The sequence below is a fragment of the Proteus columbae genome (assembly GCF_002777965.1).
Lineage (GTDB): Bacteria > Pseudomonadota > Gammaproteobacteria > Enterobacterales > Enterobacteriaceae > Proteus > Proteus columbae.
Genome location: NZ_NGVR01000025.1, coordinates 50,691 through 64,628, shown reverse-complemented (window position 1 = coordinate 64,628; position 13,938 = coordinate 50,691). Strand labels below are relative to the sequence as shown.

The window sequence follows — 13,938 nt, the reverse complement described above, 5'->3', positions numbered from 1 at the left end:
AAGACTATTAGACTCAGTCTGTTATTAATAATTTTCATGCTTTTATAGTGAAAAATTTATATTTTTTCAATATTTTCAGACATTCCATCCTCAATAAAAAGAGGGTTGGATGAAAAACTTAAAGATCCCTTTAGGTTATTCATTAGGCGTTTCTAAGATAATTTAAGGGCAAACAACTTTATTGAGCCTGCTAAATCCAAAGCCATTTCCAGCCAATATTTTTCTTGATTTGGAAAATATTTCCACGGTTATCTGTTTCTGAACGAAATGGGAGTTTGGAATGCAAGATGGAGATGAAATAGAAGTTAGATTATCGAGAGAAAATACCATTTATGGCGAAATCAAAAAATAAGAGCACGGTATTTTGGTAAGGCTAAAACGACAAAACCCCGCTTTAAAAGCGGGGTTTCTTAATATGGTCGGCGAGAGAGGATTCGAACCTCCGACCCACTGGTCCCAAACCAGTTGCGCTACCAGGCTGCGCTACTCGCCGAAAACGAGGTGCATCTTACTGCCAGAAGCCCACTCCGTCAATACTTTTTTAGTATCTCCTGACTGTTCGTATGGTTTTCAACCAAAATGGTTGATTTTTAACTTTTTTATCATAAAAAAGAGGTGTGTTTTAGCTTTATTGTAACAAGCTCACCTTTCTTTCTTCGTTTTACTATGGCTTTCTTTACGTTATCCATAAAATATGAAAAAAAATAACAAATTTATTCTTAATTATTATCGTCTAATTAGTGTGCTTTTTATATAATTCACTTATGTCAAATAAGGTAGGTAGTTTAGAGAATGAAACAATGTTGGTGGGGTGTCGTATTACTTTTATTGTCAACCACACTTCCAGCTCAAGCATCTACAGCTCATGCTTGCCGAGTGTACTTTAAAGAAGCTGATAAATTTATTCAGTACATTTCTCAAAGAGAAGATCTAAAACATAATATGCCGGAGATTAAGGCTAACTTCGAGCAAAGCAAAAAGCAGATAATGACAGCGCCTCTAGCAGAACAAAAAGTAATATGTGACAAGGAAATGCAAGAGCTTAATAGTTTGAATAAAATGTTTGGCCCTAAAGAAGAAATGGCTCTAAATAAATAATCAAACAAACAGATAATGACTAAATATAATTACTTATTTAGTCATTAATTTGATATTAATTCTTATTTTCATGATTATTATTCGCAGTTGTACTTTCCAATCTTTTTATGCGTTCTTTAGGTGAATTATCACTTTTATCATCACCCTGAGTATAATAATCATAAGGTAATAATAAAGTATCTAATACGGCACTAAAAGGGAGATCGATAATAACCAATGGTTTCATTGCCCATCCGGTTTCATCATCTTTTAGCATTGTCATGTTATTTTTTGTTCCTGAATAAAGTTCTTTATTCGGGCCTGCATGAGTCATAACACTTGAGCAACCTGTCAGTAATGTCGTCAAAAATGTGACTAATGTTAAATTTTTACTTGTCGTTCTGAATATCATAGGGCACCTATAAAACGAGATCTGTAGTCAACGCTTTTTATCATATAGTTAAACCTGTTTTCTCTTACAGGACAAGAGAAAGATGATATAAAAAAGCTTAATTTTTCAGTCATTAAATAAATAATTCTAGTATAAGAAAGTTTCACTTTATCTAATTAAAAAAAGCATAATAATATTATTAATTATTATGTTTCGATGATATTAAAATTCAACCGTCATTATTTTAAATAAACACTTTAACTCTATATTTATCTTTCTTGTTTTTTTGATCTCTATATATGTTGAATCTGTGCGATAAGACACAGCGACTTTCATTGTTATTTGCCAAAATAGGTTTATCGTTTTAGCTCAAATTTTCTCATTGTTATTTTTGGGTACAGGATCTTTTTTATGAGTGATATTGCATTAACAATGGTGATGTTGTCATTAGCAGGCGCTCTAGGTCTTTGGATTGGCAATATCAAAATCTATCGAGTCAGTCTAGGGATAGGCGGTGTTCTTTTTGGTGGCATTATTATTGGCCACTTTGCTCAGCACTATAACTTCTCACTTAATGCACAAACCCTTCATTTTATTCAAGAATTTGGGCTTATTCTTTTCGTTTATACTATTGGTATCCAAGTCGGCCCTGGTTTTTTCTCCTCACTACGTGTTTCGGGCTTAAAACTAAACGCCTTTGCCATATTAATTATTCTTCTTGGCTCAATTATAACCGCGTCTATTTATCGTTTATTTGACGTTCCTTTGCCTATTATTTTGGGTATTTTTTCAGGTGCTGTAACCAACACCCCTTCTTTAGGTGCAGGACAACAAATACTGACTGATTTGCATGTTGACCCAACTTCTGTGGGGCAAATGGGGATGGGCTATGCCATGGCTTATCCCATGGGGATCTGTGGCATTCTACTAGTAATGTGGCTGATTCGTGTGTTCTTTAAAATCAACATTGATGAAGAAGCAAAAGCGTTTAGCAGCCAACAACACAGCACTAAAGATGCACTACATACCATTAATATTGCGATTAAAAACCCCAATTTAGATGGCTTATTAATGCAAGATATTCCTCTGCTCAATGAAGATGCCATTGTCTGCTCCCGCTTAAAGCGGGGAGATAACATCATGGTACCTATGCCATCAACAATTATTCAGTTGGGAGATTTGCTGCATATTGTGGGTTCAAAAGAAGATCTCAATAAAGTACGCCTAGTACTTGGTGAAGAGGTTGATGCTTCACTTTCAACATCAACAAATTTACTGCAATCAGTGCGGGTTGTTGTAACAAATGATTCTGTGCTCAGTAAGCGTTTAAAAGATCTGGATCTGAAAAGAAAATACGATGTTGTAGTAACTCGATTGAACCGCGCGGGTATCGAACTTATTCCAAGTAATAATAGTATGTTGCAATTCGGGGATATTCTTAATGTTGTTGGACGCCCAGAATCTATTGAAGCCATTACAGTCCTGTTAGGTAACGCTCGTCAGAAATTAGAACAAGTTCAAATGCTCCCTGTCTTTATTGGTATCGGCTTAGGGGTTTTACTTGGCTCTATTCCTATTTTTATTCCTGGTATTCCTGTGGCACTTAAACTGGGATTAGCAGGCGGTCCCCTTGTTGTAGCCTTAATTTTAGGGCGTATTGGTACATTTGGTAAGCTCTATTGGTTTATGCCTCCAAGTGCAAACTTGGCATTGCGAGAGCTAGGTATTGTCATGTTTCTTGCGGTGGTAGGACTAAACTCTGGTGGTGAATTTGTTGAAACATTAATTTATGGTCAAGGCTTGAGTTGGATTGGCTACGGTATTTTGATTACGTTACTACCATTATTAATTGTCGGTATGATAGCCAGAGTCTTCTTTAAGCTTAATTATTTAAGCCTCTGCGGAATGTTAGCAGGTTCAATGACAGATCCCCCTGCATTAGCCTTCGCAAACTCAATTCATAGCTCAAGTGGGGCTGCCGCACTTTCCTATGCCACAGTTTACCCTTTAGCAATGTTTTTACGCATCATAACACCACAATTAATGGCACTTATTATATGGACTTTGTAGTAAAAATAATAAATATATTAAATAGTTGAACCAAATTTGTTATCAAAATCCACATTTAGCTTAGCAGAGAGATAATTAAGGCAATGAATGGCTCTTATTTAAGCCATAGATTTTATAAATATCTGTTTTAATGGTTCTCGTGCTAAGAAATTTAGATTGAGACGGATTGCTAAATTTTTAGTAATCAATTTCTTTCCGTCAAACTTATGCTCAAAAGTCCTCGTTATTGTCTTTGCCCCTTCTTCTCGCTGAAGGGGCATTTTTATTAGATATTCACTGGCTGATAGATATTCTCGATTTCTTCAGCCAGAATTTTTATTCCTTTCTCAATCAATTCAGGCTCAGGTACGTAATTCATTCGCATACATTGATGAGCGTGATCCCATGAATTTTCTAATCCCGGAAAGAAGTAATGCCCCGGCACCATTAATACACCACGCTTTTTCAAACGACGATAAAGCTCTTCACAAGAAACAGGTAAGTCTTTAAACCAAAGCCATAAAAAGATTGCACCTTCAGGCTTATGAATAAGACAACGTTCTTCAGGTAAATAGCGGCGAATAATATGAATAGTTTCAAGTACTCTTTGATGATAGAAAGGCCCTATCACATCTTGGGATAACCGCATTAAATCATCGCGTTTTAGCATTTCTAATGCCATTGCAGGCCCAATTCCTCCCGGTGCGAGGCTAATAATGCCGTTAACATTTGTAATGGCTGAAATCAGCTCTTCATTGGCGATAATAATGCCACAACGTGCCCCTGGTAAGCCTAACTTAGATAGACTCATACAAAGGATAGTGTTGTCATTCCAACGAGGTGTTGCTTGAGTAAAAATAATACCCGGAAAAGGAACACCGTAAGCATTATCTATAATCAGAGGGATATTGTGCCGTTTAGCTAAAGCCTCTAGCTTTTCAACCTCGTCATCTGTAATAACATTACCCGTTGGGTTTGTTGGTCTTGAAACACAAATAGCCGCAATATCATCACTGATTTCAAGATGAGCAAAATCAACATGATATTTAAATTGCCCATTCGGCAACATTTCTATTGTTGGCTTATTCGCAACAAACAGATCTTCTTCTAATCCAGAATCAGTATAACCAATGTATTCAGGGGCAATTGGGAAAAGAATTTTGCGTTTTTTTCCATCCTTGGTTGTGCCACCTAATAAATTAAACAGATAGAAAAAAGCACTTTGACTACCATTAGTTAGTGCAATATTTTTCGCCGAAATATTCCAGCCTAACTTCTCTTTTAAACATACCGCCAGCGCTTGTAACATGGCATCTTTACCTTGAGGGCCATCATAGTTACAAACCGCATCACTTAATGAGCCATTTTCTGTCATCTCTTTCAGTAATTGGCGAAAATAGTTATCCATTTCAGGAATATGAGCAGGATTTCCGCCCCCGAGCATTACAGCGCCAGGTGTGCGAATACCTTCATTTAAGTCTTGCATCAAGCGAGCAATGCCTGAATGCTGAGCAAATTTTTGCCCAAATTGTGATAGTTGAGTCATCTTTGCAGGTATCTTCTATGTTGCTTTCTCGTTAAGAAATACCATACCGCGAGCTTTAACCTGCATCAATAGTTATAATCAAAATGATAGAGCAGTAATATTAATATGCTTTTGCATATTGAAATATAAAACTAATAACATTAAAAATTAAAGATAACTCAACTCATATTTTACTTTTTATTGGTGTTCTTACTCTCTTCTTGGCGACAAAAACAAGAGAGAATATGGTCATTTACCATACCTACGGCTTGCATAAAAGCGTAGCAAGTTGTTGTGCCAACAAATTTAAAACCTTTTTTCTTTAACGTTTTTGCCATTTTATCTGAGATTTCGGTGGATGCTGGTACTTGGGATATATTGTTCCACTGATTAATAATGGGTTTATTATCAACGAATTGCCAAATAAACTGACTAAAATCTTCACCTTTTTCTTCCATTGTCATAAAAATACGTGCGTTATTAATAATGGCGTTAATTTTTCCTTGATGGCGAATAATTGCAGGATCTTGCAATAAAGCTTCAACATCTTTATCTGTCATTTTGGCAATTTTTTCGGGTGAAAAATCAAAAAAACAGCGACGAAAACCTTCTCTTTTCTTAAGTACGGTATACCAAGATAACCCAGCTTGTTGACCTTCAAGGCAGATCATTTCAAAAAGCTTGTATTTATCTCGTTCAGGTTTGCCCCATTCGTCATCATGATATGCCAAATATTCAGGATCACTGGTTACCCAATCGCAACGCTGCTTATTCATTTTTTCATTCCTTGTTACCAATAACTTTCAATAGCACCATTTTATATACTGTATAAATACACATGTAAATAGGCGAAAAAAAATTCAATCTAATTCTTTGAGCATAGTCATAAACTCAATTAAGGGATTATTTTTTTGATCGAGGGAAAATTGCCCGCATTCCTTGCTGTATATCTTTCGTCTAGAAGGTATACTGAAACCTTTCTTTTTATTCTATGTATCGCCATGCGGATATAACATGCAAAAGTTTGATACCAAAACCTTTCAAGGTCTTATCCTGACACTACAGGATTACTGGGCTCGTCAGGGCTGTACCATTGTCCAACCATTAGATATGGAAGTGGGCGCAGGCACATCACACCCAATGACTTGTTTACGAGCATTAGGTCCAGAGCCTATCGCTGCGGCTTATGTACAACCTTCTCGTCGTCCAACAGATGGACGTTACGGCGAAAACCCTAACCGCTTACAGCACTATTACCAATTCCAAGTTATCATTAAGCCATCACCTGATAATATTCAGGAACTTTATCTTGGCTCATTAAGAGAATTAGGTTTAGACCCAACAATCCATGATATTCGTTTTGTGGAAGATAACTGGGAAAACCCAACTTTAGGTGCTTGGGGCTTAGGCTGGGAAGTTTGGCTCAACGGCATGGAAGTGACGCAGTTTACCTATTTCCAACAAGTAGGTGGATTAGAGTGCAAACCTGTTACGGGTGAAATCACTTACGGTTTAGAACGTCTTGCCATGTATATTCAAGGTGTTGATAGCGTTTATGACTTAGTTTGGTGTGATGGTCCATTAGGTAAAACCACTTATGGCGATATCTATCATCAAAACGAAGTTGAGCAATCAACCTATAACTTTGAATACGCAGACGTAGACTTCCTGTTCTCTTGCTTTGAGCAATATGAAAAAGAAGCTCGTGAGTTGTTAGAGTTAGAAAAACCTCTGCCTTTACCTGCCTATGAACGTATTTTAAAAGCAGGACACACCTTTAACTTATTGGATGCACGTAAAGCTATCTCTGTAACAGAGCGTCAGCGTTATATTTTACGTATCCGTACTTTAACCAAAGCGGTTGCTGAAGCATATTATGCTTCTCGTGAAGCGCTTGGTTTCCCTATGTGTAAAAAGTAAGAGGCTATCATGACAACTGAGACTTTCCTCGTGGAAATCGGCACAGAAGAATTACCGCCGAAAGCGCTTCGTTCTTTAGCCGAATCTTTTGCTGCTAATTTTACTGCTGAACTGGATAACGCAAATATCACTCATGGTGATGTATCTTGGTTTGCAGCTCCTCGCCGTTTAGCCATTAAAGTGGCTAATATGGCAAAATCACAAGCAGATAGAACCATTGAAAAACGTGGTCCTGCGATTGCTCAAGCATTTGACGCTGAGGGTAAACCAACCAAAGCTGCAGAAGGTTGGGCTAGAGGTAATGGCATTACTGTTGACCAAGCAGAGCGTTTATCAACAGATAAAGGCGAATGGTTATTTTATCGTGCAGAAGTAAAAGGTGAAGCTGTTAACCAATTACTGATTGGCATGGTAAGCAATGCATTATCAAAATTACCAATTCCAAAATTAATGCGCTGGGGCGATAAAGAAACTCATTTTGTACGCCCTGTTCATACTGTCACCTTATTATTAGGTGATACTGTTATTGATGGTGAAATTTTAGGTATCCAAAGCGATCGCGTTATTCGTGGTCACCGCTTTATGGGTGAAGCTGAATTCACTATTGATAATGCGGATCAGTATCCTGAAATTCTTTATGAACGCGGAAAAGTAATTGCTGATTACGAAACTCGTAAATCAATTATTCTTCATGACGCTCGTCTTGCCGCTGAAAAACTTGGCGGTATCGCAGATTTAAGCGATAGCTTAGTCGAAGAAGTCACTTCATTGGTTGAATGGCCGGTTGTATTAACAGCTAAATTTGAGGAAAAATTCCTTGAAGTTCCTGCTGAAGCACTGGTTTATACCATGAAAGGTGACCAAAAATACTTCCCTGTTTATGACAAGCAAGGTAAGTTGTTACCTAATTTTATTTTCGTCACTAACATTGAATCTTCTGATCCACAGCAGATCATTAGTGGTAACGAAAAAGTAGTACGTCCTCGCTTAGCTGATGCCGAGTTCTTCTTTAAAACAGACCGTAAACAACGTTTAGAAGATAACTTACCACGCCTTGAAACCGTATTATTCCAGAAAGATTTAGGCACACTGCGTGATAAAACAGACCGTATTCAAGCATTAGCAGGCTTTATTGCGGGTAAAATGGGTGCTGATGTTAATAAAGCAACTCGTGCGGGTTTACTGTCAAAATGTGACTTGATGACCAATATGGTATTCGAATTCACAGATACCCAAGGTGTTATGGGTATGCATTATGCTCGTCATGATGGTGAAGCCGAAGAAGTCGCTGTTGCATTGAAAGAACAATATCAGCCTCGTTTCGCGGGTGATGAATTACCGTCTAATCCTGTTGCTAGCGCCCTCGCTATTGCAGAGAAGATGGATACTCTTGCGGGTATTTTCGGTATTGGTCAACATCCTAAAGGGGATAAAGACCCATTTGCTCTGCGTCGTGCATCACTGGGTGTTTTACGTATTATCGTCGAGCAAGATTTACCGTTAGATATTGAAGAGCTGACACAAGAAGCGGTTCGCCTTTACGGTGACAAACTGACTAATAAAAAGGTGGTCAGTGACGTGGTTGAATTTATGTTAGGTCGTTTCCGTTCTTGGTATCAAGAACTGGGCTACAGCATTGATACTATTCAAGCTGTATTAGCTCGTCGTCCAACACAACCCGCTGACTTCAATGCTCGCGTTAAAGCAGTAACTTATTTCCGCACATTAGAAGAAGCCTCTGCATTAGCAGAAGCTAATAAACGTGTTTCTAATATCTTAGCGAAATCAGCGGATGTAAAACTGAATGACACCGTTTTAGCTTCTGTCTTAAAAGCACCAGAAGAAGTTCAATTAGCGGCTAATCTTTCTGTATTACAAGATAAATTGGCACCATTATTTGCAGAGCGCAAATACCAAGAAGCATTAGTTGAATTGGCATCATTACGTGATGTGGTCAATAACTTCTTTGATAAAGTCATGGTAATGGATGAAGACGAAGCTGTTCGTATCAACCGCTTAACCATGTTAAGTCAATTGCGTGAACTATTCTTAAAAGTCGCGGATATTTCTGTTTTACAATAAATTGTAAACCCCAGAAAACATAAACCGGCATTGTGATAACAATGCCGGTTTTTTATCAAATATCATTATTGTTACTTGAGTTATCTTTTAGAGGATGATGAACAAGCTCCATAATCCTTATCGATTCTCTATCAATGATATTCACAATAATATGTAATAAATTATCAATATCTTCTGCATGAAAAGATTCAATTTCCGTTTCTATTTCAATAGGAAAGCCATTTATTTTACTAAAACTATAACCAAATAATATAAATCCAGACTCACCAATTACGTTTACGTTATCAATATAAATAAGTCTTTCACTATTAATAAACTTAGGGCAATAATGATGATTATCTTTAAATAATATTTTAATTTTATTATTAGTGATCATTTCTAGTTTTTCGATAACTATACTTATTTTATTTTCTATTTGTTTTTTTATATCAATGATAGATGATGCCCTATCCAATGAAGCCTTTATCTTTTCAAAAAAATTATTTTCATCGTTCATGTGAAATCCTACAAAATATTGGATAATGATCAAACTTTTTAAAGAAAATATCATCGAGACAGTGATTATCATCATTTAGTATCCGATAAAAATCAATCTGCTCGAGATCTAACTTAAAACAATCTTCTTTTCCATATAAAAATGAAGAAGAGAAGATCATTTGATCAAAAACATACCATCGACTCATTGAAGCTGAATTATAATAATACGTACCTAAATTATTTGTTTTCTTATCAGACAAAAGATACCAAAATGGATTAAATAATAACTCTCTTTTCTTTTTTATTATGTGGTAATCTCTCGTTGCATATAATGTATTAATCATCGCATCAGAATAAGGCTCTGTATTATAATCTCCCATACAAATAATTTGAGTATCTTTTCCTTGGTTTTCAAATAGCTTATCAATACTATTTCTCAGTTCTTGGGCTGCTATACGTCTGATTTTATCATCAGCACTGAGCACTGATGGCCAGTGTGATAAAAAGAATGTGATCATTTTTTGATTTTCAATTTCTTTAAATAGAACGCTTACGCCTACTCTTATTGTTCTATTATCAGGCTGAAGTTTAGTTAAAAACTTACTTGAGATAAATACTAATTTATTTATATTGTACATTATAGATATATCAATAAATATACGCCCTATTTTTCCTGATAAATCGATATACTCCATATTTAATTCGCAAGCTAATTGTTTAAAATCTAGACTTTCTCTTCCTGAAGTTTCACAAAGTGCAACTATATCCAGTGTTCTTTTTTTTATCATTTTTCCAAGGTATTGTTTTGCTAATACAATATCTTCTATATTTATTTTCTTATTTGATCCTATTGGTGGAGATAATCCCATATTCCACCAGCATAAATTCAATTCCATTTTTATATATTATTCCATTAATAATAAATCATTCCTAAATATTACTAGTTATTACCTCACTAAAGTTTATTAACTTATCACAATGAATAAAAATAGAAAAAACAATAAAATAAATCAAAACAAATAAATATTTTAATTCACATTTAAATTATTAGTTTTTTATTAAATGAGAAGGTATCTTATTATTTAAGATCCTTCTCAATATATTATAAAATTTTACAGCCCAGTCTCTACCGTAAATATCTGGCGATAACCATCAACATCACGCATAAATGCAATATATTGGTCATCTGGAGAGAATACGACAGCATCGCTACTTGGTGCTTGTGCTGTTTTTTCTGTTAATCGAGTTAACTCACCCGTTTTCACATTACATAGCATCACGCTATTATCACAAATAAAGGTGAGGTATTGCCCGTTACTATTCCACGTAAAGGCTGATTGAATATCCCAATCCTGCGAGGTGACTTGCTTTATTTCTTTCGTACTTGGCGATACGGTATATAACTGCACAATACCGTTGTCATCTTTCATTAAAAAAGCAATCGCATCGCCTTGTGGCGAGCTTCTTAACCAGTGACGAGGCTGATTTAAAACACCCGCATATTTTCTATTTGCTGTATTTGTTAGGCGAACTTGATGGATCCCTTTAGCCACTGCTGGCATTGCTATGTCGGTTCCTGCCAGTGGTTTATCACCTTCAATACTAAAAGCATGATTGTCATCAGGTAAATCCACTAAGAAAATATCAGAAACTTTATCGCCATTCTCACTCACGGTATCGCCGATAAATGCAATAGCCCAACGTTGTTGTGAACCATCAGCCTTTGTATAACCTTGAGTACCAACCCAACACTCTTCATAAGCTTTATTAATTTCGTCGCTTCCTTTATGTGGATGAGCCACGGTTTGGCTTATCACGGTGCAGAAGTATTCACCATCATATTCACGAGGATGTTTCTTAGTAACGTTAACCGCTTTGAGAGGTACAGCGACAGCCACATTACGTTGATCATATTCGCCACCAAGTTCGTGCATAATATGATCATTGTAAGTAAAGCTTAAACGAGTACCGTCAGGGCTAAAGACATGAACGTGCGTGCCACCACGTAATGCACCAGCTTGATAAGGTGAAGTCAATGAACACGCATCAATATTAAATGCACGATTGTTTTCTGACTCATCAACAATCACCCCACGACGATGATGAAAGTCATAATGCCATTCATTATCTGGATTCTCTGGTCCATGAATAAACGCATAACGCACAGGCTCTGTTGGGCTTACTGTCGCAACTCCTACATGTGCCCCTTGTGTTGCTGTGTAAATTTTCTGTTGCTGTTTTGTTTTCGCATGAATTTTTTCTATGGTTAGACCTGTAAAAGATCCCCCATTGGGACGTACATCATAGACTAACCACTGGCTATCTGGTGTCCAAACATTTATATTAGTTAGCTGATGATGACGGCTATCAAACGTAATCTGGTGTTCCTGAAAAGACATATTTATCCTTATCGGGAAATAAATTTCCACATTATAAAAACTAATTAATTTTACCTGGCACTAAAAAAATTCAGTCGAGACTTTTTCGCAAGGTAATTATTCTATCCTCACTAAATAGTCAGAAAATTAGAAAATCATGTTACTTAGTGTTCTCTATATTATTGGTATTACAGCAGAAGCCATGACTGGTGCACTCGCTGCTGGTCGTCGTAAAATGGATGTTTTTGGCGTTATTATTATCGCCTCTGCAACTGCCATTGGTGGTGGCTCTGTCAGAGACATTCTACTCGGCCATTACCCGTTGGGTTGGGTAAAACACCCCGAATATATCGTCACTGTTGCATGTGCTGCTGTTATCACCATGTGGGTTGCACCTATGATGAAACACTTACAGCGACTCTTTCTTATTTTAGATGCCATTGGTCTAATGGTTTTCTCTATTATCGGCGCACAAATCGCACTCGATATGGACTATGGCCCAATTATTGCTGCTATTGCCGCGGTGATTACGGGTGCTTTTGGTGGTGTATTAAGAGATATGCTTTGTAATACCATTCCTCTGGTTTTCCAAAAAGAAATTTATGCCGGTATCGCTTTTGGTGCTGCGTGGCTTTATATGGGATTACTGTTTTATACACCGTTACCAAGAGACGTCATTATCATCATTACCCTAATTGCTGGGTTAACAGCTCGACTTCTCGCTATTCGTTATAAATTGGGCTTACCTGTCTTTAATTACGAGAATCAAGATTAACGAATCGCTGTTTTAACGACAGCGGTTCTTTTTGATTCTGTGGGGTATCTCAAAATATAATCTCTTTTCGCTATTGTGATAAAAGGTAATTCCTATCACTGAGCCTTTAATTGTATGTTAATATTGACATAGTTTAATTTTTCTCTTGTTTCTATATTAAGAAAATAGAATGTAATAAGAAAAAAATGGCCCTGTATTAAACATGGGCACTGTATGTCATTCATTGTATGTGTATACTATATGGGGGATTTGCTCCCTAAACATGTATTTATACTTAATTCTCCAGTCAAATTCAGAAAGTCATCATGATCCAAGGAACACTTTATATTGTTTCCGCTCCAAGCGGTGCGGGTAAATCAAGTCTTATTCAAGCGCTGTTAAAAACACAGCCTTTATATGACACACAGGTTTCTGTCTCTCATACAACCCGCCCAATGCGACCGGGAGAGAACCATGGTGAACATTACTTCTTTGTCACTGAAGAAGAATTTAAAAGCATGATAGACAGCGGGGATTTCCTCGAACATGCTTGTGTTTTTGGTAATTATTACGGAACATCCGGCAAAGTTATCAAAGAAATCTTAGCCAGTGGTGTCGATGTCTTTTTAGATATTGACTGGCAAGGCGCACAGCAAGTGCGTAAAGCGATGCCAGAAGCTCGCAGTATTTTTATTCTGCCACCGTCAAAAGAAGAGCTTTACCGCCGACTTCGTGGACGTGGGCAAGATAGCGAAGAAGTGATTACAAAACGTATGTCACAAGCTGTATCGGAAATGGAACATTTTAATGAGTATGATTATTTGCTGATTAATGATGATTTCAATACTGCGCTTGCTGATTTACAATCAATTATTCGTTCAGAAAAATTACGCCTTGATCGTCAAACGCTACGACATGGTGATTTAATCAGCAAATTATTGGCAGACTGAGTTAACTTTCAGTATTATGCCCAGTCATTTCGTTAATGGTGGAGTAACACAAATATGGCACGCGTAACCGTTCAAGACGCTGTAGAGAAAATTGGTAACCGTTTTGACCTCGTTCTGGTCGCAGCACGTCGTGCGCGTCAGTTACAAGTTGGCGCTAAAGATCCTTTAGTTCCAGAAGAAAATGATAAAATGACTGTTGTCGCGCTACGTGAAATCGAAGAAGGCCTGATTAACGGTAAAATTCTTGATGCTCGTGAACGTCAAGAGCAGCAAGAGCAAGAAGCAGCAGAATTACAAGCTGTTTCAGCGATTGCGGAAGGTCGTCGTTAATCGTT

General features: G+C 36.9%; 13 protein-coding genes and 1 tRNA gene. 7 read left to right on the top strand and 7 right to left on the bottom strand.

The window, feature by feature from the left end; translation table 11 throughout:
- Positions 1-416: 416 nt before the first annotated feature.
- Positions 417-493 (bottom strand) — tRNA-Pro (locus CBE70_RS13130).
- Positions 494-792: 299 nt separating this feature from the next.
- Here CBE70_RS13130 and CBE70_RS13125 point away from each other — a divergent pair.
- Positions 793-1,098, top strand: coding sequence for a DUF5339 family protein (locus CBE70_RS13125; RefSeq protein WP_100159697.1), 306 nt, complete (start codon positions 793-795; stop codon positions 1,096-1,098).
- A 55-nt stretch (positions 1,099-1,153) separates the two neighbouring features.
- Here the strand turns inward: CBE70_RS13125 and CBE70_RS13120 are convergent, their stop codons facing one another.
- Complete coding sequence (locus CBE70_RS13120) at positions 1,154-1,489, bottom strand: YceK/YidQ family lipoprotein (protein WP_100159696.1); 336 nt, start codon at positions 1,487-1,489, stop codon at positions 1,154-1,156.
- 390 nt (positions 1,490-1,879) lie between these two features.
- On the opposite strand from CBE70_RS13120, the gene CBE70_RS13115 reads away from it, so the two are divergent.
- Positions 1,880-3,538: a putative transporter gene (locus CBE70_RS13115; protein WP_100159695.1), complete on the top strand. Its 1,659-nt coding sequence runs from the start codon at positions 1,880-1,882 to the stop codon at positions 3,536-3,538.
- 265 nt (positions 3,539-3,803) lie between these two features.
- On the opposite strand, the gene CBE70_RS13110 is transcribed toward CBE70_RS13115, so the two are convergent.
- Together CBE70_RS13110 and CBE70_RS13105 are read right to left on the bottom strand one after the other, a co-directional pair.
- Entirely contained in the window at positions 3,804-5,063 is a 1,260-nt protein-coding gene (locus CBE70_RS13110; RefSeq protein WP_100159694.1) for a valine--pyruvate transaminase, read from the bottom strand.
- 170 nt (positions 5,064-5,233) lie between these two features.
- Positions 5,234-5,818 carry a DNA-3-methyladenine glycosylase I gene (locus CBE70_RS13105; protein ID WP_100159693.1) on the bottom strand — a complete coding sequence of 195 codons (585 nt, stop codon included), beginning with the start codon at positions 5,816-5,818 and terminating at the stop codon, positions 5,234-5,236.
- Positions 5,819-6,056: 238 nt separating this feature from the next.
- Between CBE70_RS13105 and glyQ the strand changes: the two genes are divergently transcribed.
- Together glyQ and glyS are read left to right on the top strand one after the other, a co-directional pair.
- On the top strand, positions 6,057-6,962 hold the full coding sequence (glyQ, locus tag CBE70_RS13100; protein WP_004246832.1) for a glycine--tRNA ligase subunit alpha: 906 nt from the start codon (positions 6,057-6,059) through the stop codon (positions 6,960-6,962).
- Between the two features lie 9 nt (positions 6,963-6,971).
- Positions 6,972-9,044, top strand: coding sequence for a glycine--tRNA ligase subunit beta (gene glyS, locus CBE70_RS13095; RefSeq protein WP_100159692.1), 2,073 nt, complete (start codon positions 6,972-6,974; stop codon positions 9,042-9,044).
- Between the two features lie 55 nt (positions 9,045-9,099).
- On the opposite strand, the gene CBE70_RS13090 is transcribed toward glyS, so the two are convergent.
- The 3 genes from CBE70_RS13090 to CBE70_RS13080 form a co-directional block, all read right to left on the bottom strand.
- Entirely contained in the window at positions 9,100-9,540 is a 441-nt protein-coding gene (locus CBE70_RS13090; RefSeq protein WP_100159691.1) for a hypothetical protein, read from the bottom strand.
- The gene (locus CBE70_RS13085) at positions 9,530-10,417 is read right to left on the bottom strand and encodes an endonuclease/exonuclease/phosphatase family protein (RefSeq protein ID WP_100159690.1); all 888 of its coding nucleotides are present in this window, start codon (positions 10,415-10,417) and stop codon (positions 9,530-9,532) included. Before CBE70_RS13085 ends, CBE70_RS13090 begins: the two co-directional genes overlap by 11 nt.
- 216 nt (positions 10,418-10,633) lie before the next feature.
- A complete protein-coding gene (locus CBE70_RS13080; protein ID WP_100159689.1) occupies positions 10,634-11,920 on the bottom strand; it encodes a DUF3748 domain-containing protein in 1,287 nt (428 codons plus the stop codon).
- A gap of 136 nt (positions 11,921-12,056) precedes the next feature.
- On the opposite strand from CBE70_RS13080, the gene CBE70_RS13075 reads away from it, so the two are divergent.
- The 3 genes from CBE70_RS13075 (at position 12,057) to rpoZ (ending at position 13,933) form a co-directional block, all read left to right on the top strand.
- Positions 12,057-12,674: a trimeric intracellular cation channel family protein gene (locus CBE70_RS13075; protein WP_088494339.1), complete on the top strand. Its 618-nt coding sequence runs from the start codon at positions 12,057-12,059 to the stop codon at positions 12,672-12,674.
- A 305-nt stretch (positions 12,675-12,979) separates the two neighbouring features.
- A complete protein-coding gene (gmk, locus tag CBE70_RS13070) occupies positions 12,980-13,603 on the top strand; it encodes a guanylate kinase (protein ID WP_023583250.1) in 624 nt (207 codons plus the stop codon).
- Positions 13,604-13,657: 54 nt separating this feature from the next.
- A complete protein-coding gene (gene rpoZ, locus CBE70_RS13065) occupies positions 13,658-13,933 on the top strand; it encodes a DNA-directed RNA polymerase subunit omega (RefSeq protein WP_006534607.1) in 276 nt (91 codons plus the stop codon).
- Positions 13,934-13,938: the final 5 nt, after the last annotated feature.

Excerpts from the sequence above, each read along its gene's own strand:
- CBE70_RS13125 (WP_100159697.1), top strand. The coding sequence starts at position 793 with ATGAAACAATGTTGGTGGGGTGTCGTATTACTTTTATTGTCAACCACA.
- CBE70_RS13120 (WP_100159696.1), bottom strand. The coding sequence starts at position 1,489 with ATGATATTCAGAACGACAAGTAAAAATTTAACATTAGTCACATTTTTG.
- CBE70_RS13115 (WP_100159695.1), top strand. The coding sequence starts at position 1,880 with ATGAGTGATATTGCATTAACAATGGTGATGTTGTCATTAGCAGGCGCT.
- CBE70_RS13110 (WP_100159694.1), bottom strand. The coding sequence starts at position 5,063 with ATGACTCAACTATCACAATTTGGGCAAAAATTTGCTCAGCATTCAGGC.
- CBE70_RS13105 (WP_100159693.1), bottom strand. The coding sequence starts at position 5,818 with ATGAATAAGCAGCGTTGCGATTGGGTAACCAGTGATCCTGAATATTTG.
- glyQ (WP_004246832.1), top strand. The coding sequence starts at position 6,057 with ATGCAAAAGTTTGATACCAAAACCTTTCAAGGTCTTATCCTGACACTA.
- glyS (WP_100159692.1), top strand. The coding sequence starts at position 6,972 with ATGACAACTGAGACTTTCCTCGTGGAAATCGGCACAGAAGAATTACCG.
- CBE70_RS13090 (WP_100159691.1), bottom strand. The coding sequence starts at position 9,540 with ATGAACGATGAAAATAATTTTTTTGAAAAGATAAAGGCTTCATTGGAT.
- CBE70_RS13085 (WP_100159690.1), bottom strand. The coding sequence starts at position 10,417 with ATGGAATTGAATTTATGCTGGTGGAATATGGGATTATCTCCACCAATA.
- CBE70_RS13080 (WP_100159689.1), bottom strand. The coding sequence starts at position 11,920 with ATGTCTTTTCAGGAACACCAGATTACGTTTGATAGCCGTCATCATCAG.
- CBE70_RS13075 (WP_088494339.1), top strand. The coding sequence starts at position 12,057 with ATGTTACTTAGTGTTCTCTATATTATTGGTATTACAGCAGAAGCCATG.
- gmk (WP_023583250.1), top strand. The coding sequence starts at position 12,980 with ATGATCCAAGGAACACTTTATATTGTTTCCGCTCCAAGCGGTGCGGGT.
- rpoZ (WP_006534607.1), top strand. The coding sequence starts at position 13,658 with ATGGCACGCGTAACCGTTCAAGACGCTGTAGAGAAAATTGGTAACCGT.